This window comes from Streptomyces sp. NPDC126510 (assembly GCF_040302345.1).
In the GTDB taxonomy this organism is placed as follows: domain Bacteria; phylum Actinomycetota; class Actinomycetes; order Streptomycetales; family Streptomycetaceae; genus Streptomyces.
Genome location: NZ_JBEORR010000013.1, coordinates 218,476 through 235,942 on the forward strand (window position 1 = coordinate 218,476; position 17,467 = coordinate 235,942).

The 17,467-nt window shown below is 70.7% G+C and carries 14 protein-coding genes; 7 read left to right on the forward strand and 7 right to left on the reverse strand.

Going from position 1 to position 17,467, the window contains the following annotated elements; all coding sequences use genetic code 11:
* Positions 1 to 488: 488 nt before the first annotated feature.
* From ABTX60_RS20825 to ABTX60_RS20835, 3 genes are all read left to right on the forward strand, one after another.
* Entirely contained in the window at positions 489 to 1,121 is a 633-nt protein-coding gene (locus ABTX60_RS20825) for a DUF6230 family protein (protein ID WP_352098470.1), read from the forward strand.
* 118 nt (positions 1,122 to 1,239) lie between these two features.
* Positions 1,240 to 1,803: a DUF6114 domain-containing protein gene (locus ABTX60_RS20830; protein ID WP_352098471.1), complete on the forward strand. Its 564-nt coding sequence runs from the start codon at positions 1,240 to 1,242 to the stop codon at positions 1,801 to 1,803.
* A complete protein-coding gene (locus ABTX60_RS20835; RefSeq protein ID WP_352098472.1) occupies positions 1,793 to 3,166 on the forward strand; it encodes a hypothetical protein in 1,374 nt (457 codons plus the stop codon). Before ABTX60_RS20830 ends, ABTX60_RS20835 begins: the two co-directional genes overlap by 11 nt.
* 105 nt (positions 3,167 to 3,271) lie before the next feature.
* Here the strand turns inward: ABTX60_RS20835 and pyk are convergent, their stop codons facing one another.
* The 3 genes from pyk to pta all read right to left on the reverse strand — a co-directional run bounded on the left by pyk (position 3,272) and on the right by pta (position 8,087).
* Positions 3,272 to 4,699 (reverse strand): pyruvate kinase, encoded by a 1,428-nt coding sequence (pyk, locus tag ABTX60_RS20840; protein ID WP_352098473.1) that lies wholly within the window; start codon positions 4,697 to 4,699, stop codon positions 3,272 to 3,274.
* 74 nt (positions 4,700 to 4,773) lie between these two features.
* Positions 4,774 to 5,988: an acetate kinase gene (locus ABTX60_RS20845; protein ID WP_352098474.1), complete on the reverse strand. Its 1,215-nt coding sequence runs from the start codon at positions 5,986 to 5,988 to the stop codon at positions 4,774 to 4,776.
* Complete coding sequence (pta, locus tag ABTX60_RS20850; protein ID WP_352098475.1) at positions 5,985 to 8,087, reverse strand: phosphate acetyltransferase; 2,103 nt, start codon at positions 8,085 to 8,087, stop codon at positions 5,985 to 5,987. The genes ABTX60_RS20845 and pta overlap by 4 nt, the downstream gene beginning before the upstream one ends.
* A gap of 221 nt (positions 8,088 to 8,308) precedes the next feature.
* Between pta and ABTX60_RS20855 the strand changes: the two genes are divergently transcribed.
* On the forward strand, positions 8,309 to 9,334 hold the full coding sequence (locus tag ABTX60_RS20855; RefSeq protein WP_352098476.1) for an ATP-dependent 6-phosphofructokinase: 1,026 nt from the start codon (positions 8,309 to 8,311) through the stop codon (positions 9,332 to 9,334).
* A 39-nt stretch (positions 9,335 to 9,373) separates the two neighbouring features.
* On the opposite strand, the gene ABTX60_RS20860 is transcribed toward ABTX60_RS20855, so the two are convergent.
* Positions 9,374 to 10,126: a helix-turn-helix domain-containing protein gene (locus tag ABTX60_RS20860; protein ID WP_352098477.1), complete on the reverse strand. Its 753-nt coding sequence runs from the start codon at positions 10,124 to 10,126 to the stop codon at positions 9,374 to 9,376.
* A 178-nt stretch (positions 10,127 to 10,304) separates the two neighbouring features.
* Here ABTX60_RS20860 and ABTX60_RS20865 point away from each other — a divergent pair, with 178 nt between their 5' ends.
* Positions 10,305 to 10,763 (forward strand): PPOX class F420-dependent oxidoreductase, encoded by a 459-nt coding sequence (locus tag ABTX60_RS20865; RefSeq protein ID WP_352098478.1) that lies wholly within the window; start codon positions 10,305 to 10,307, stop codon positions 10,761 to 10,763.
* Positions 10,764 to 10,903: 140 nt separating this feature from the next.
* On the opposite strand, the gene ABTX60_RS20870 is transcribed toward ABTX60_RS20865, so the two are convergent.
* On the reverse strand, positions 10,904 to 11,593 hold the full coding sequence (locus tag ABTX60_RS20870; RefSeq protein ID WP_352098479.1) for a response regulator: 690 nt from the start codon (positions 11,591 to 11,593) through the stop codon (positions 10,904 to 10,906).
* Positions 11,590 to 13,299: an ATP-binding protein gene (locus ABTX60_RS20875; protein ID WP_352098480.1), complete on the reverse strand. Its 1,710-nt coding sequence runs from the start codon at positions 13,297 to 13,299 to the stop codon at positions 11,590 to 11,592. Before ABTX60_RS20875 ends, ABTX60_RS20870 begins: the two co-directional genes overlap by 4 nt.
* A gap of 198 nt (positions 13,300 to 13,497) precedes the next feature.
* On the opposite strand from ABTX60_RS20875, the gene ABTX60_RS20880 reads away from it, so the two are divergent.
* The gene (locus ABTX60_RS20880; protein WP_352098481.1) at positions 13,498 to 14,898 is read left to right on the forward strand and encodes a cation:dicarboxylate symporter family transporter; all 1,401 of its coding nucleotides are present in this window, start codon (positions 13,498 to 13,500) and stop codon (positions 14,896 to 14,898) included.
* Between the two features lie 78 nt (positions 14,899 to 14,976).
* Here the strand turns inward: ABTX60_RS20880 and ABTX60_RS20885 are convergent, their stop codons facing one another.
* A complete protein-coding gene (locus ABTX60_RS20885; RefSeq protein WP_352098482.1) occupies positions 14,977 to 15,591 on the reverse strand; it encodes a TetR/AcrR family transcriptional regulator in 615 nt (204 codons plus the stop codon).
* Between the two features lie 111 nt (positions 15,592 to 15,702).
* Here ABTX60_RS20885 and ABTX60_RS20890 point away from each other — a divergent pair, with 111 nt between their 5' ends.
* Positions 15,703 to 17,385, forward strand: coding sequence for a DHA2 family efflux MFS transporter permease subunit (locus ABTX60_RS20890; protein ID WP_352098483.1), 1,683 nt, complete (start codon positions 15,703 to 15,705; stop codon positions 17,383 to 17,385).
* The last annotated feature ends 82 nt before the right edge of the window (positions 17,386 to 17,467 follow it).

Sequence of the window (17,467 nt, forward strand, 5' to 3'; positions counted from 1 at the left end):
TCGGATTCTGTCCATCGATCAACAGCTTTGTACCGCCGTCCGGCACCACCCTGAGTCGTCGTCCGAGACCGATGGGTCGTTGTTCGGTTATCCGGCCGTTACTAGCGAGTAACGAACCCCCTTGTGCGGGCGGCGAGAATGCACCACGATCGGCCACGCTCGGTCCATTCCCGTACCCCGGCAGCCGGTTGGGTCACGGGACAACGTGGGTCCCCACCGAGCAGAGCCGGCGGCAGTGGCGCCGGCTCTTGGACAGGGGGGTCTTCGTCCTTCCGGCGAAGCCTGTCCAGCAGGGTTGTGCGTGATGCGTGTCAGGCGCGACCAGTGGTTGTCGCTCGGGGGTGATCGCCGGTGATTCGGGCGCAGTTGCGCCGCCGAGTGCAGGCGCTCTCCTTCCCGAGGACGTAGCACTTCTCCCATCCCTGCCCGGCTGAGCCGCCAATCGGTGCGAGCCAGGACAGGAGATGTACGTCCGAGAAGGAGGAAATATGGAGTCCCAGGTGCGTGGCGGGACCAGATGGAAGCGGTTCGCTGTGGTCATGGTGCCCAGCGTCGCCGCCACGGCTGCGATAGGTGTCGCCCTCGCGCAGGGCGCTCTCGCCGCGTCGTTCAGTGTCTCCGGCCAGTCGTTCAAGGTCACGACCGACCAGCTCGTCGGTGAGGGCTTCTCGCAGTACGGCGCCCTCGACGAGGGATACACGATGGACGGCAAGAAGGCCGTCCACCCGGTCGCCGTCTCGTCGTTCAAGTCGGCGACGATCAAGAACCTGTGCCAGTCGGTCGTCACCCCGAACATTCCGGTGCTCGGGAACGTCAGCCTGATCCTGCGTGCGGGTCAGGGTGCGGAGCCGGTCAAGGCCCAGAACCTCTACATCGATGTCGCCGATCTCAGCGCCGACGCGACGTTCGAGAACATCGACATCGGTGTGGCCGCCAAGGACGCCAACAAGGGTCCGGCCATGCGGAAGGGCGAGACGGCGAACCCGTTCGGCTTCGCCCAGCAGGCGGACAAGGCGACCCTGACCGACGTGAAGCAGACGGCGTGGGCGACCACCGCCGGAACCTTCAAGCTCAGCGGCCTGAAGATGTCGCTGTCGACGGGTGTCAAGGAGTGCTACTAAGCACTCACTGACGGGCGGGGGAGCCGGTGGCGCCCCCGCCCGTCCACCTTCCGGCCGCGCCTTCACGCGGGGCCCACATCACCACCACAGCAACGCTGTACCAGGGAGCTGTTTTTCCATGAGCGCCGAGACTCCTGCCGCCACCGGCCAGTTCACCGTCCGGAGGCAGCAGTTCCGCGCCTGGCGGGGTGAGCGGCCGTTCTGGGCCGGGATGTTCGTCCTCCTCGGTGGACTGCCCATCGCCTACTTCCCGTACGCGAACCTCCAGATCGGCCACCTGACGCTGGCGATGGCGACCACCGCGGGTGCCGGGTCCCTGATCATCGGCGTGCTGCTCGTCGTACTGGGCGTGAGCCTCTGGTTCCAGAAGCACGTCCGCGTCTTCGCGGGAGTCGCGGCGATCCTGCTGGCGCTGGTGTCCCTCCCCGTGTCCAACATCGGCGGCTTCCTCATCGGCTTCCTCCTCGCCCTCGTGGGCGGGGCGATGGCCGTGGCCTGGGCGCCGGGCGCACCGCCCGCGGGACAGCCCGCCGCCATGGCCAGCACGGGCATGGGCGGGACTCCCGGGGCCACGGACCACGACACCACGGTGCTCAAGGCCGTGGACGGGGCGGACGAGCCGAACGATCTTTCAGGAACGAACCCGGCCAACGGGGCGAACGGGAGGCACAGTGCCGGCTGACGAGGTGACCCACGGGGCTGATGTGGAGGCGTTCCGTGTGAGAACCGGGCCGCGCCACGCGGCACCCAAGAAGCCGCTGTTCACCAGGTTCAGCAGGCCGACCGGCAAGGCGATAGCCATGGCGGCGATGCCGACGGCGGTGCTCATGGGCATGGGGTTCACGTCGACGCTCGCCATAGCCGACAGCGACACCCCGGCGGCGCCGACCTCCAAGAGCCTGACGGCCGACGAGTACAAGGACTGTGTGGCGGCCCTCGAGGACGCCGACAAGGCCGAGGACTCCAAGGGCGACGACTCCGCCTCGCCCACGCCGTCCCCCTCGGCGAGCGACGGCGCGACGGACGAGAAGGACGACCAGGGCGGCACCGCCCCCGAGCCGTCCCCCTCGGGCGGTACGGAGGCGAACAACGGCGGTTCTTCTTCGTCGGATTCAGGTTCCGACGACAAGGCCGAGCCGAAGCCGTCCCCGTCCACGAGCGCGCCCGCCGCGGGCGACGAGGAGGAGGCCACGCCGTCCCCCTCGCCTTCCGAGAGCGGCGGCAACGTCCTGGAGGACATCGGCGACGCGATCGGCGGCATCTTCGACGGCGGGAGCAAGGCCGAGGAGAGTCCCGGCCCGACCCCGTCCGCCTCGGCGTCGGAGAGCACCGAGAAGCCGGCCGAGGACACCTCCGGGGCCGACCAGGACACGAGCGACAAGGCCGCCGGCACGGTCGAGGACACCGTCAAGGACACCACCGGCAAGGCGTCCGACACGGTGAAGGACACCGGCAAGACGGTGGAGGACACCACCAAGGCCGTCGAGAAGGCCGCCGAGGACGCGGCGGCGAAGGCGAAGGAGGCCACCGCCTCGCCCAGCCCCTCCCCGAGCGCCACCACGGACGCCGACGACTGCCCGGCCGCCACCGACGCCGAGGGCGGCGTCGACAACAAGGTGCCGCTGCCCGACGACCCGTGGTTCCTCAACGCCAGCTCGCTGACGCTGAAGGGCGCCGACTACAAGGGCGTCGTCGAGGTGCGCACCGCCAACGGCACCGTCAAGAAGGTGCTCAAGTACGTCATATCCGGCGGCACCGACATCGGCGACCTGCACCAGACCGTCCAGGACAAGCAGTCCGGCAAGACCTACCACGTGCAGGCGGCCAAGGGCTCGACGTCCACGATCCGCGACGGCGACACCGTGATGTACACCGAGAGCATCTCGGGCAACCTGCTCGGGCTGATACCGATCACGTTCGACCCGGAGCACCCGCCGCCGCTGAACATCCCGCTGATCTACTTCACCAACGTGAAGGTCCAGCAGGCCGGCCAGTTCGGCGGGACCCTGCACGTGCCGGGGCTGCACAACTTCGTCACCGGCTGAGCGCCCCTCAGAGCCCTTTCGGGAGCCGCACACACCGAGGGCGCCCCCTGGATCCCAGGGGGCGCCCTCGGTGCCGTGTACGGGCCCTCACGGAGCCCGTGCGGATCAGCCCTTGGCCTCGCCCAGGTGGTGGACCCGCACCATGTTGGTGGTGCCGGGCACGCCGGGGGGCGAACCGGCGGTGATGACCACGATGTCGCCGTCGTTGAAGCGGTTGAGCTTGACCAGCTCCTGCTCCACCAGGTCGACCATCTCGTCGGTGCTGTTCACGAACGGCACCACGTACGGCTCCACGCCCCAGCTCAGCGCCATCTGGTTGCGCGTGCCCTCGTCGGTGGTGAAGGCGATGATCGGCTGCACCGCGCGGTAGCGCGAGAGACGGCGGGCGGTGTCGCCGGACTGCGTGAAGGCCACCAGGCCCCGGCCGCCGAGGAAGTCGGCGATCTCGCACGCGGCCCGGGCCACCGAACCGCCCTGCGTGCGCGGCTTCTTGCCCGGCACCAGCGGCTGCAGGCCCTTGGACATCAGCTCCTGCTCGGCCGCGGCGACGATCTTCGACATCGTCTTCACGGTCTCGATCGGGTACGCGCCCACGCTCGACTCGGCGGACAGCATGACCGCGTCGGCGCCGTCCAGGATCGCGTTGGCCACGTCGGAGGCCTCGGCGCGGGTCGGACGGGAGTTGGTGATCATCGACTCCATCATCTGGGTCGCCACGATCACCGGCTTGGCGTTGCGCCGGCAGAGCTCGATCAGGCGCTTCTGCACCATGGGGACCTTCTCGAGCGGGTACTCGACGGCCAGGTCACCGCGGGCGACCATCACACCGTCGAACGCCATCACGACGTCCTCCATGTTCTGCACCGCCTGCGGCTTCTCCACCTTGGCGATGACGGGGACGCGGCGGCCCTCCTCGTCCATGATTCGGTGCACGTCCTGGACGTCCTTGGCGTCCCGGACGAAGGACAGCGCGACCAGGTCGCAGCCCATCCGGAGGGCGAAGCGGAGGTCCTCGATGTCCTTCTCGCTCAGCGCGGGCACGTTGACGGCCGCGCCGGGCAGGTTGATGCCCTTGTGGTCGGAGATGACGCCGCCCTCGATGACGATCGTCTTCACCCGGGGGCCCTCGACCTCGGTGACCTTCAGCTCGACGTTGCCGTCGTTGATGAGGACCTGGTCGCCCTTGGTGACATCGCCGGGCAGGCCCTTGTAGGTCGTCCCGCAGATCGTCTTGTCGCCCGGGACGTCCTCGGTGGTGATGGTGAACTCGTCACCGCGCACCAGCTCCACGGGACCCTCGGCGAAGGTCTCCAGACGGATCTTCGGGCCCTGGAGGTCGGCGAGGACACCGATGGCCCGGCCGGTCTCCTTGGCGGCGGCACGGACCCGGTCGTACCGGCCCTGGTGCTCGGCGTGGCTGCCGTGGCTGAAGTTGAAGCGGGCCACGTTCATGCCGGCTTCGATCAACGCGACAAGCTGATCGTGGGAGTCGACCGCGGGGCCGAGAGTACAGACGATTTTCGAACGGCGCATGGGGGCGATCCTATCGGTTTGTTTCGCAAGGGAATATTCCGTCTGGCGGAAAATACAAAAGGGCGGGATGCCGCTCAGGTGTGATTCCCCGAACCAATTACCAGCGCGTAGGTCTGTGTCGCGATCTCCAATTCCTCGTCAGTAGGCACCACCGCCACGGCGACCCGGGCGCCCTCGGGCGAGATCAGCCGTGCCTCGTCGCCGCGGACGGCGTTGCGCTCGTCGTCCACGCCGAGGCCCAGCTCCTCCAGGCCCGCGAGGGCTGCCGCCCGCACGGGAGCCGCGTTCTCGCCCACACCGGCGGTGAAGGCGACCGCGTCCACCCGTCCGAGGACGGCGTAATAGGCACCGATGTACTTCTTCAGGCGGTGAATGTAGATGTCGAACGCCAGCTCCGCCTGCTCGTCTCCCTCGTCGACGCGACGGCGGATCTCCCGCATGTCGTTGTCGCCGCACAGACCGATCAGACCGCTCTTCTTGTTGAGAAGAGTGTCGATCTCGTCGGCGGACATTCCACCAACACGCATCAAATGGAAGATGACGGCCGGGTCCATGTCTCCCGAGCGCGTACCCATCACGAGCCCCTCCAAAGGCGTCAGGCCCATGGAGGTGTCCACGCAGCGACCGCCCCGGACGGCCGAGGCGGACGCCCCGTTGCCCAGGTGCAGCACGATGACGTTCGTCTCGGCGGGGTCCTTGCCCAGCAGCTCGGCGGTGGCCCGGGAGACGTAGGCGTGGGAGGTGCCGTGGAAGCCGTAGCGGCGGATGCGGTGCTCGTCGGCGGTCTTGACGTCGATCGCGTAGCGGGCGGCCGACTCCGGCATCGTGGTGTGGAACGCGGTGTCGAAGACGGCGACCTGCGGCAGGTCGGGCCGCAGCGCCCGGGCCGTGCGGATGCCGGTGAGGTTGGCCGGGTTGTGCAGCGGCGCCACGGGAATGAGGCGTTCGATCTCGGCGAGCACCGCGTCGTCGACGACGGTCGGCTCGGTGAACTGCTTCCCGCCGTGCACCACCCGGTGCCCGATCGCGGCCAGTTCGGGCGAGTCCAGGCCGAGGCCGTCCTTCGCGAGCTCCTCCGCGACGGCCTTCAGGGCGGCGTCGTGGTCGGCGATCGCCCCGCCGCGCTCCCGGCTTTCGCCGCCGGCCGGGGTGTGCTTCAGCCGGGACGTCTGCTCGCCGATGCGCTCGACCAGGCCCACCGCCAGCCGGCTGCTGTCGCGCATGTCGAGCAGCTGGTACTTCACCGACGAGGAGCCGGAGTTGAGGACGAGGACACGGGTGGGACTCACTGGGCGGTCGCCTTCTCGCTCGGGGACGGGGCGGGGGACTGGGCCTGGATCGCCGTGATGGCGACCGTGTTGACGATGTCCTGGACCAGGGCACCCCGGGACAGGTCGTTGACCGGCTTGCGCAGACCCTGGAGCACCGGGCCGACGGCGATCGCGCCGGCCGAGCGCTGCACGGCCTTGTAGGTGTTGTTGCCGGTGTTCAGGTCGGGGAAGATCAGCACGCTCGCCTGCCCGGCGACCTCGGATCCGGGCAGCTTGGTCGCCGCGACCGACGGCTCCACGGCGGCGTCGTACTGGATCGGGCCCTCGATCTTCAGGTCGGGCCGGCGGGAGCGGACCAGTTCGGTGGCCTCGCGCACCTTGTCGACGTCGGCGCCGGAGCCGGAGGTGCCGGTGGAGTACGACAGCATCGCGATGCGCGGCTCCACGCCGAACTGCTCGGCCGTGGTCGCCGACTGGATGGCGATGTCGGCGAGCTGCTGGGCGTTCGGGTCCGGGTTGACCGCGCAGTCGCCGTAGACGAGGACCTTGTCGGCCAGGCACATGAAGAACACGGACGAGACGATGTCGGCGTCCGGCTTGGTCTTGATGATCTCGAAGGCGGGGCGGATGGTCGCGGCCGTGGAGTGCACCGAGCCCGACACCATGCCGTCGGCGAGGCCCTCCTGGACCATCAGCGTGCCGAAGTAGTTCACGTCGGAGACGACGTCGTAGGCCAGCTCCACGGTGACGCCCCGGTGGGCGCGCAGGGCCGCGTACTGCTCGGCGAAGGTGTCCCGCAGCTCGGAGGTCGCCGGGTCGATCAGCCGGGACTCGCCGAGGTCGATGCCGAGGTCGGCGGCCTTCTTGCGGATCTGGTCGACCGGGCCGAGCAGCGTCAGCTCGCACACGCCCCGGCGCAGCAGCACCTCGGCGGCGTGCAGCACCCGCTCCTCGGTGCCCTCGGGCAGGACGACCCGGCGCAGGTCGGAACGGGCCTGCTCCAGCAGCTTGTGCTCGAACATCATCGGCGTGACGCGGTCGCTGCTCGGCGCGGAGACCCGGCGGGCGAGGTCGGCGGTGTCGGCGTACCGCTCGAACAGGCCGAGGGCCCGCTCGGCCTTGCGCGGCGTGGCCGCGTTCAGCTTGCCCTCCAGGGAGAACAGCTGCTCGGCGGTGGGGAAGCTGGTGCCGGCCACGGACAGCACCGGGGTGCCGGGGGCGAGGCGGTCGGCGAGGGTGAGGATGTGGTCGCCGGGCACCTCGTCCAGGGTGAGCAGTACGCCCGCTATCGGCGGGGTGCCGGCGCTGTGCGCGGCGAGCGAGCCGACGACCAGGTCGGAGCGGTCGCCCGGGGTGACGACGAGGCAGCCCGGGGTCAGGGCGCTCAGGAAGTTCGGCAGCATCGCCCCGCCGAAGACGAAGCCGAGCACGTCCCGGGCGAGCCCCGAGTCGTCGCCCAGCACCACCTTGGCGCCCAGGGCGTGGCCGATCTGCGAGACGGTCGGCGCGGACAGCGCGGGCTCGTCGGGCAGCACGTAACAGGGCACGGGCAGCCGGGAGTCGAGCTGGCCGGCGATCTCGTCGCGGTCCTCGCGGGCCACCCGGTTGGTGACCATGGCCAGGACGTCGCAGCCCAGGGTGGCGTAGGCGCGGTAGGCGTTGCGCGTCTCGGCGAGCACGGACTCGACGGTCTGCTTGCGGCCGCCGACGACCGGGATCACGGACGCGCCGAACTCGTTCGCCAGCCGGGCGTTGAGCGACAGCTCGTCCGGGAGCTGGGTGCCGGCGTAGTCGGTGCCCAGGACCAGGACGACGTCGTAGTCCCGGGCGACCAGGTGGAAGCGGTCGACGAGGGTGGACACCAGCTCGTCGGTGCCGGCCTCGGCCTGCAGGGCGGAGGCCTCGTGGTAGTCCATGCCGTAGACGGTCGCCGGGTCCTGGGTGAGCCGGTAGCGGGCGCGCAGCAGCTCGAAGAGGCGGTCGGGCCCGTCGTGGACCAGGGGGCGGAACACGCCGACCCGGTCGACCTGCCGGGTGAGGAGCTCCATGACCCCCAGTTCGACGACCTGGCGTCCGTCGCCGCGGTCGATGCCGGTCACGTACACGCTGCGGGTCACGCGCGCTCTCCGTTTCGTCTGGAGTGGGGGGAGGCCTCATCCCACGGCTTTCCAGCCGCGGGGCACAAAAATCGCCCACCGAGGTGAGCAGAACCATCTTGACAATACCTCTGCCGCTGGATAAGGCGCCCGTCAGCGTAGGGGTTCCACAGGGGGCTGTGGGGCGTGAAACAATCGGCAGTGGCTCACCGGTGTCAACAGCGAGCAGGAGACACAGCACGATGCGTATCGGAGTTCTCACCGCAGGCGGCGACTGCCCCGGCCTGAACGCCGTGATCCGGTCGGTCGTGCACCGGGCGGTCGACAACTACGGCGACGAGGTCATCGGCTTCGAGGACGGCTACGCAGGCCTGCTCGACGGCCGCTACCGGAGCCTCGACCTGGAGTCCGTCAGCGGCATCCTGGCCCGTGGCGGCACGATCCTCGGCTCGTCCCGGCTGGAGCGCGACCGGCTCCGGGAGGCCTGCGAGAACGCCTCCGACATGATCCACCAGTTCGGCATCGACGCGCTGATCCCGATCGGCGGCGAGGGCACACTGACGGCCGCGCGCATGCTGAGCGATGCCGGGCTGCCCGTCGTGGGCGTCCCGAAGACGATCGACAACGACATCTCCTCCACGGACCGCACCTTCGGCTTCGACACCGCGGTGGGCGTCGCCACCGAGGCGATGGACCGGCTGAAGACCACCGCCGAGTCCCATCAGCGGGTGATGGTGGTGGAGGTCATGGGCCGGCACGCCGGCTGGATCGCCCTGGAGTCCGGCATGGCGGCCGGTGCGCACGGGATCTGCCTGCCGGAGCGGCCGTTCGACCCGGCCGACCTCGTGAAGATGGTCGAGGAGCGCTTCGCCCGCGGCAAGAAGTTCGCGGTGGTCTGCGTCGCCGAGGGCGCCCACCCCGCCGAGGGCTCCATGGACTACAACAAGGGCGCCATAGACAAGTTCGGCCACGAGCGCTTCCAGGGCATCGGCACCGCCCTCGCGCACGAGCTGGAGCGGCGCCTCGGCAAGGAGGCCAAGCCGGTCATCCTCGGCCACGTCCAGCGCGGTGGTGTGCCGACCGCCTACGACCGGGTGCTCGCCACGCGGTTCGGCTGGCACGCGGTGGAGGCCGCGCACCAGGGCCGGTTCGGGCGGATGACGGCTCTGCGAGGGACGGACATCGTGATGGTCCCGCTCGCGGAGGCCGTGACCGAGCTGAAGACGGTGCCCAAGGACCGGATGGACGAGGCCGAGTCGGTCTTCTAGCAGCGGTTTCGGGGCGCGGCTGCCCTGGCACTCGTGCTCCTAGCCGGCCCCCGGGCCCGTGTCGTCCTGGAGTTTCGTCCAGAAGTGCTCCACGATCCGGTCGAGGAAGTCTCGACCGGCGTCGCCCGCGTCGCCGCTGCCGCCGCCCCAGCTCAGGGTGGCGGCCATGTGGCCCTGGTAGTCCTCGTGCAGGCCCTGCAGGGCGTTCTCCAGCAACCGCCGCTCCAGGGGCACGAGTTTGGTCACCGGGCGGACGTAGGCCTGCCAGCGGGTGGTCGCGGCGCTGCGCAGCAGGTCACCCAGCCGGGCGTCGCGGCCCGTGACGGTCACGAGGTCGGGCAGTGCGAGCCGGAGCAGATCGGCCAGGGCAGCGGCCTGGCGTTCCGTGCCGCGCCAGCTTTCGGTCTCCTCCATGCGCAGATACGCGTGTACGTCGTGCCCCACGGCCCGGGCCACGTCCTCCGGGGCGAGGCAACGGGCGATGCGGTGTTCGCGCAGCGTGCGCGGTCTGCCGATCAGTTCGGCGGGCGAGCACCACAGGACGCCCGCGAGCGCGGTGAGTTCGGAGTCGGTCGGGGCGGCAGCCCCGCGTTCCCAGGCCATCACGTGGTCCGGGGTGACGTGCGGATGTCCGTACGAGACGCGCATGCCGTGGGCGACGTGCTCGGGTGCCATGCCGAGGGCCGCGCGCAGCCGGCGGGCGGCGGGGGCGTTGAACGGCCGGGTGGTGGGGGCGGTCTGCGTCGGGGGAGAGGGAGACGGGCGGTTCGGTCGGGCTGAAGGTCGGCGCACGGCCCACAAGCTAGGACGGCCGGGAGAGGCTGACTACGGTCTGTTCGGCCAGGATCACGGATTGTAGGAAGCTACGGCTACCGGCGGGTTCGACGTGGGGCCGAAGATCGTCTGTCGGCGGGGGTGCGAGCGCGGTGAGGATGGCGCCGGGCCCGATGATCACGGGCCCGGAAAGGCGGTGACTTACGTGAACGGCAAGCTCAACGGGCATATTCGCGAGCGTCTTCTCGCGCCGAACTTCTGGCATCTCGCGACGGTGGGGGCGGACGGGGCGCCCCAGGTGTCGCCCATGTGGGCGGACATCGAAGGGGAGTACGTGATGGTCAACACCTCGGTGGGGCGGGTGAAGGAGGAGAACCTGCGGCGCAATCCGTACGTTTCGCTGTCGCACCACGACCCCGTGAACCCGTACGACCGGGCGGAGATCCGGGGCAGGGTCGTCCGGTTCGTGGAGGGCGAGGAGGCGGAGCGGGCGATGGACCGGCTGGCGCGGAAGTATCTCGGCGAGGACCGCTACCCGTGGCTGCTCCCGGGTGAGCGCCGGGTGATGCTGCTGATCGAGCCGGCGCGGGTGCGGAGGCTGGAGGGGGTCGAACCGTTCCGGGCGGGTGTGCTGCCGGAGGGGACGGCGGGCTGAGCCGTCTTCTCAGGGCAGTCGATCAGCGAAGTGCCCGGCGAGCGGGGGCTCGCCGGGCACTCGTGCGCTCGGCGTGGACCTCGCGTTCGAGGGTGCGGGCTCCGGCCACTGGCGGTCCGTCATCGATCATGGCCGGTCCGTCACTGGCCCGTGACCCAGCGGTACTGCAGCTCCGGGCGTCCCACCGTGCCGTACTGCGGGCGGCGGGCCGCGCGGCCCGCGTCGACCAGGTGCTCCAGGTAACGGCGGGCCGTGATGCGGGAGATGCCCACGGTCTCCGCGACCCCGGCGGCCGTCAGGCCCTCCGCGCTGTCGCGCAGGGCCACCGTCACCCGCTCCAGCGTCGGCGCGCTCAGCCCCTTGGGCAGCGCGGCCGGGCCCGGGGCGCGCAGGGCCGCGAGCGCCCGGTCCACCTCGTCCTGACCGCTCGCCTCGCCGACCGCCGCGTGGAACTCGGCGTAGCGCACGAGGCGGTCGCGCAGGGTCGCGAAGGTGAACGGCTTGAGGACGTACTGCACGACCCCGAGGGAGACGCCCTCCCGGACGACGGCCAGGTCGCGGGCCGACGTCACCGCTATCACGTCCGCGTGATGACCGGCCGCCCTGAGGGACCGCGCCAGGTGCAGTCCGTGCCCGTCCGGCAGGTGCAGGTCGAGCAGGAGGAGGTCCACCGGGGTGCGCTCCAGGGCACGGCGGGCCTCCGCGCCCGTGTGCGCCTTGCCCACGGCCACGAACCCGGGCACCCGGCCGACGTACAGGACGTGCGCGTCCGCGGCGACCGGGTCGTCCTCCACCACGAGGACGCGGATGGCCTTCTCGCTGCTCGTCATGCGTCGCCTCCAGCGGCTCCGGCCACCGAGGCGGCCTCGGACGGCACCGCGTCGCCCGGCGTCCCCGGCTCCCGCGGCGGCACCGCGTCCGCCGTCGTCCCCGGCTCCCGCAGCGGCAGCCGTACCTCGAACTCCGCTCCGCCCCCGTCGGCCTCCGCGACCGTCAGGGAGCCCTCGTGCCGGTGGGCCGCCTGACGGACCAGCGCCAGCCCGAGGCCGCGCCCGCCGGGGCCCGCCGGTTTCGTCGAGAAGCCGCGCTGGAACACCGCCTCGGCGTGCTCGGGGTCCACGCCCGGGCCCGTGTCCGAGACCCGCAGCACCAGCTCCGGGACGTCGCCGCAGTTTTGGGTGTACGCCGCCACCGTCACCCGGGCCCGCGCACTGCCCTGCGCCGCGTCCACGGCGTTGTCGATGAGGTTGCCGAGGATGGTCACCAGGTCCCGCGCCGGCAGGGTCTCCGGCAGCAGACCGTCGTCCAGGCTGCTGTCCTCCGACACCATCAGCTCCACGCCCCGCTCGTTCGCCTGGGCCGTCTTGCCCAGCAGCAGCGCCGCCAGCACCGGCTCGCTCACCGCCGCCACGACCTGGTCGGTCAGTGCCTGGGCCAGCTCCAGCTCGGCCGTCGCGAACTCCACCGCTTCCTCCGCCCGGCCCAGCTCGATCAGCGACACCACCGTGTGCAGCCGGTTCGCCGCCTCGTGCGCCTGGGAGCGCAGCGCCTGTGTGAAGCCCCGCTCGGAGTCCAACTCACCCATCAGTGACTGGAGTTCGGTGACATCGCGCAGGGTGACGACGGTACCGCGCCGCTCGCCGCCCGACACCGGAGAGGTGTTGATCACCAGGACCCGGGACGCCGTGAGATGCACCTCGTCCACCCGCGGCTCCGACGCCAGCAGGGCACCCGTCAGCGGGGCCGGCAGCCCCAGCTCCGCCACCGACCTGCCCACCACGTCCCCGGCCACGCCGAGCAACTCCCGACCTCCGTCGTTGATCAGCGCCACACGGTACTGCCCGTCCAGCATCAGCAGCCCCTCGCGCACGGCGTGCAGGGCGGCCTGATGGTAGTCGTGCATCCGGCTCAGCTCGGTCGCGTTCATGCCATGGGTGTGGCGGCGCAGCCGGGCGTTGACGACGTACGTGCCGACCGCGCCCAGGACCAGCGCGCCGGCCGCGACGCCGAGCAGGGCCGTCAGCTGGTCCTGGACCCGCTGGGTGATCTGCTCGACCCGGATCCCCGCGCTGACCAGGCCGACCACCCTGCCGCCGTCCTGGATCGGGGTGACCGCGCGGACCGACGGGCCGAGCGTGCCCGTGTAGGTCTCGGTGAAGGTCTCGCCCCGCAGGGCCCGCTCGGTGTGCCCCCGGAAGGTCTGGCCGATCTGCCGGGGGTCGGGGTGCGTCCAGCGGATGCCCCGCGGATCCATGATCGTGATGAAGTCGACCTCGGTGTCCCGCATCACCTTCAGCGCGTACGGCTGGAGCTCGGCCGTCGGGTCGGGGGTGCGGGTCGCCGCCAGCACCGAAGGGGAGTCCGCGACGGACCGCGCCACCGCCCTGGCCTGCCGGGTCGCGGCCTCTTCCGCCTGGCTGCGGTCGCTGACGTAGGAGAACAGCGCGTATCCGGCCACGACGACCGCTATCAGCACAGCCTGCATGGCGAAGAGCTGGCCCGCCAGACTGCGGGGACCGGGGACGGTGAAGCGCATGTCGTCAGTCTGCCTGGTGGCTGATTGTGAACTAAATGAACGGAAGGGTGACCGCGCTCACAGAGAACGACATAGTCACGGCATTCCCCATAACGCATCTCCGGGGGTTCCGCTCGGTGTTTCCCGAGTTTTCCCGGAGTCTCCCCGGACGTGAGCCGCACGCCGGTGATGCCGACGACGTCGTCAAGGAGGGCCGCCGTGACCAGCGCAGCCGATACGGCACCTGCCGCACGCAAACCCAAGCGGGACCGCACGCACTACCTCTACATCGCGGTGATCATCGCGGTCGCCGCCGGTATCGCGGTGGGTCTGGCCGCTCCGGACTTCGCGCAAGAGCTGAAGCCGATCGGCACGGGGTTCGTGGCCCTGATCAAGATGATGATCTCGCCGATCATCTTCTGCACGATCGTGCTGGGCATCGGCTCGGTACGGAAGGCCGCCAAGGTCGGAGCCGTCGGCGGTATCGCCCTGGGCTACTTCATGGTGATGTCCCTGGTCGCACTGAGTATCGGCCTGGTCGTCGGCAACATCCTGGAGCCGGGCACCGGACTCGCGATGACCGACGCGGTCAAGGACGCCGGTCACGCGCAGATCGACCCCGAGGCCAGCACGAACACCGCCGACTTCCTGCTGGGCATCATCCCGACCACCATCGTGTCGGCCTTCACCAACGAGTCGGTGCTCCAGACCCTGCTGATCGCCCTCCTCGCGGGCTTCGCGCTGCAGGGCATGGGCTCGGCCGGCCAGCCGATCCTGCGCGGCATCGAGCACATCCAGCGGCTCGTCTTCCGCATCCTCGCCATGGTCATGTGGGCCGCCCCGATCGGTGCCTTCGGCGCCATCGCCGCCGTCACCGGCTCCGCCGGCGTGGAGGCGCTCAAGAGCCTCGCCGTGCTGATGCTCGGCTTCTACGTGACCTGCTTCCTGTTCGTCTTCATCGTGCTCGGCGCCCTGCTGCGCGTGGTCTCCGGCCTGAACATCTTCACGCTGTTCAAGTACCTGGGCCGGGAGTTCCTGCTGATCCTGTCCACGTCCTCCTCCGAGTCCGCGCTGCCGCGGCTCATCGCGAAGATGGAGCACCTGGGCGTCAGCAAGCCCGTGGTCGGCATCACCGTCCCGACCGGCTACTCGTTCAACCTCGACGGCACCATGATCTACATGACCATGGCCTCGCTGTTCATCGCCGACGCCATGGGTACGCCGATGTCGCTCGGTGAGCAGATCCCGCTGCTGCTCTTCCTGCTGCTCGCCTCCAAGGGCGCCGCCGGTGTCACCGGTGCGGGTCTGGCCACGCTGGCGGGCGGTCTGCAGTCGCACAAGCCGGCCCTGGTGGACGGCATCGGCCTCATCGTCGGCATCGACCGCTTCATGAGCGAGGCCCGCGCCCTGACCAACTTCGCCGGCAACGCCGTGGCCACCGTGCTGATCGGCACCTGGACGAAGGAGATCGACAAGGAGCGGGTGGGCCAGGTCCTGGCCGGTCAGCTGCCCTTCGACGAGAAGACGCTGCTGGACGACGGCCACGGCGGCCCGGCCGACGACCACGTCGAGGCCGAGGTGTCCGAGCAGGGCGGCGAGAAGGAGCTGGCGAAGGCCTGACGGCCGCACCGCCCCGCAGAATCCGGGCGGCTGGGTGTCCCCCCGTCGCTCAGCCGCCCGGTCCACACATCGAGAAGTTCACGCGTTCAGCTTCGCCACCAGCTCGGTGGCCTTCGAGGCGGGCACGCCCGCCGCGGTCAGTACGGTGACCGCGGCGCAGCGGCCCGCCTCTTGCGCTGCCAGCAGCCCGTCGTTCACGGCCTCCATCACGGCGAACAGCATCTGCTCGTGCACGTACGCCAGGGCCGGAGCCGGCAGCGGCGAGCTGAAGACGTTCTCGTCCAGCCCTTGCTGCAGCAGTCCGATGCTCGCGTCCCGGACCGGGGCGAGCCGCTCCCGGATGCCCTGCATGGTGACCGTGCGCTGGGCGAGGGCGACCAGCAGCCGGTAGCGGTCGGCGATCTCCCACACCGCCAGTACCGAGCGCGCCACCGCCTCCGCCGGTTCCCGCACGTCCTCGCGGCCCGCCGCGTGCGCGGCCGACAGCGCCTCCACGGCCTCGTCGACGAGCGTGCTGATCAGCGCCTCGCGGCTCGGGAAGTGCCCGTACACCGTCCGCCGTACGACGCCCGCGGCCCGCGCGATCTGGTCCATGGACGCGTCGGGGTCGCGCAGCAGCTCGGCGAGGGCGACGTCGAGGATGCGGCGGCGGTTGGCGTCGGCGCGGCTGGTTCCCGTGGTCATGGACGTCATTGTGCCCCTTCCCCCATTGAGTTGCACAGTGCTGTGCAAAGGCGTAGATTGCACAGCGCTGTGTAAATGCACAGCCATGTGCAACTTCGAGCTGGGAAGGCGACCCCTGTCATGCGCCTCGTCATGAACCAACCGGCCGAGAGGATGGACCGCCCCTACCCGCGCCGCTGGTGGGCGCTCCTCGTGCTCTGCCTCAGCCTGCTGATCATCGTGATGGCCAACACCGCCCTCACCGTCGCCGCGCCCGCCATGACCGAGGACCTCGGCCTGTCCAGCGCCGACCTGCAGTGGGTGATCGACGGCTACACCGTCCCGTACGCCGCGCTGATGCTGCTGCTCGGCGCGATCGGCGACAAGTACAGCCGCCGGGGCGCTCTCGTCCTCGGCCTGGTCGTGTTCGCGGGCGGCTCCGTCTTCGGCTACCTCGCCGACAGCTCCACGACGGTCATCGCCGCCCGGGCCGTGATGGGCGCGGGCGCGGCGATGATCATGCCCGCCACGCTGTCCCTGCTCGCCGCGACCTTCCCTCGGGCCGAACGCGCCAAGGCCATCACCCTGTGGACCGCCACGGCCGGACTCGCCATCGCGGCCGGGCCGCTGGTCGCCGGGGCGCTGCTGGAGGACCACGGCTGGTCGTCGACGTTCCTCATCAACGTCCCTGTCGCCGTCCTCGCCCTCGCCGGCGCCTTCGTCCTCGTACCGCCGTCCAGGGCCGCGGACCGCGGGCGCATCGACTACGGCGGCGGGCTGCTGTCGGTGGTGTGGATCGCCGCGCTGGTCTACATGATCATCGAGGGGCCGCACTTCGGCTGGGGCGTCAAGGCCGTCACCGCGGCGGTCGTCGCCGGAGCCGGGCTCGTCACCTTCGTCCTGTGGGAGCTGCGCCACCCGCGCCCGCTGCTCGATGTCCGCCGCTTCACCAACCGCGGCTTCGCCGGCTCCAACCTCGCCGTCGCCCTGTTCTTCCTGGCGGTCTTCGGCGCCTTCTACTACCTGACGCAGCACCTCCAGTTCGTCCTCGGCTACGACGCCCTGGACACGGGTCTGCGCATGCTGCCGCTGGCGGGCGCGGTGTTCGTGGGGTCGGCCCTCACCGGCTTCCTCACGCCCCGGGTCGGCATGAAGTGGACCGTCACGGCGGGCATGGTCGGCGGCACGGCGGCCCTGGCGCTGCTCACTCGGGTCGACGCCGGTTCGTCGTACGGCGACTTCGTCGCGCCCCTGGTCGTCCTCGGCCTCTCGATCGGACTCGCGCTCTCGCCCTGCACGGACGCGATCATGGGGGCGTTCCCGGAGTCGGAGCTGGGCGTCGGCGGCGCGGTGAACGACACGTCGCTGGAGCTCGGCGGTTCGCTGGGCATCGCCATCCTCGGCTCGCTGCTGGCGACCTCGTACTCCGGCCACCTCTCGGACGCGACGGCCGGCAGCAAGCTCCCCGCGTCCACCCTCTCGACGGCCCAGGACTCCGTCGGGGCCGGGTACGCCGTCGCCCGGGGCATCGGCGACAAGGCCCGGCAGCTCGCCGAGCAGGCCGCGCACACGAGCGACCCCCAGCAGGCGGAGCGGCTCCGGGCACAGGCCGGGCAACTCGGCGGCGGAGCCCGCCGGATGGCCGACGCGGTCGGGTCCTCCTTCTCCGACGCGGTCGCGCACACCAGCCTGATCGGGGCCGTGATCCTGGGCGTCGGCACGGTGGTGGTGGCGCTGCTGCTGCCCGGCAAGGAGAAGGCGGTGGCCGAGCCCGCCGAAGAGAACGAGGAGAGCAGGGAACTGGAGTCCGCCGGATCTCGGTAGGGCCACCCGGAAGCCCCGCCCGCCCGCTCGCCGGGCAGGCGGGGCTTCACGGACACTCCCTCGGCCGTGCGCAGGAAACCGC

Excerpts from the sequence above, each read along its gene's own strand:
- ABTX60_RS20870 (WP_352098479.1), bottom strand. The coding sequence starts at position 11,593 with ATGACGAGCAGCGAGAAGGCCATCCGCGTCCTCGTGGTGGAGGACGAC.
- pyk (WP_352098473.1), bottom strand. The coding sequence starts at position 4,699 with ATGCGCCGTTCGAAAATCGTCTGTACTCTCGGCCCCGCGGTCGACTCC.
- ABTX60_RS20855 (WP_352098476.1), top strand. The coding sequence starts at position 8,309 with ATGCGTATCGGAGTTCTCACCGCAGGCGGCGACTGCCCCGGCCTGAAC.
- ABTX60_RS20885 (WP_352098482.1), bottom strand. The coding sequence starts at position 15,591 with ATGACGTCCATGACCACGGGAACCAGCCGCGCCGACGCCAACCGCCGC.
- ABTX60_RS20830 (WP_352098471.1), top strand. The coding sequence starts at position 1,240 with ATGAGCGCCGAGACTCCTGCCGCCACCGGCCAGTTCACCGTCCGGAGG.
- ABTX60_RS20890 (WP_352098483.1), top strand. The coding sequence starts at position 15,703 with ATGCGCCTCGTCATGAACCAACCGGCCGAGAGGATGGACCGCCCCTAC.
- ABTX60_RS20825 (WP_352098470.1), top strand. The coding sequence starts at position 489 with ATGGAGTCCCAGGTGCGTGGCGGGACCAGATGGAAGCGGTTCGCTGTG.
- ABTX60_RS20875 (WP_352098480.1), bottom strand. The coding sequence starts at position 13,299 with ATGCGCTTCACCGTCCCCGGTCCCCGCAGTCTGGCGGGCCAGCTCTTC.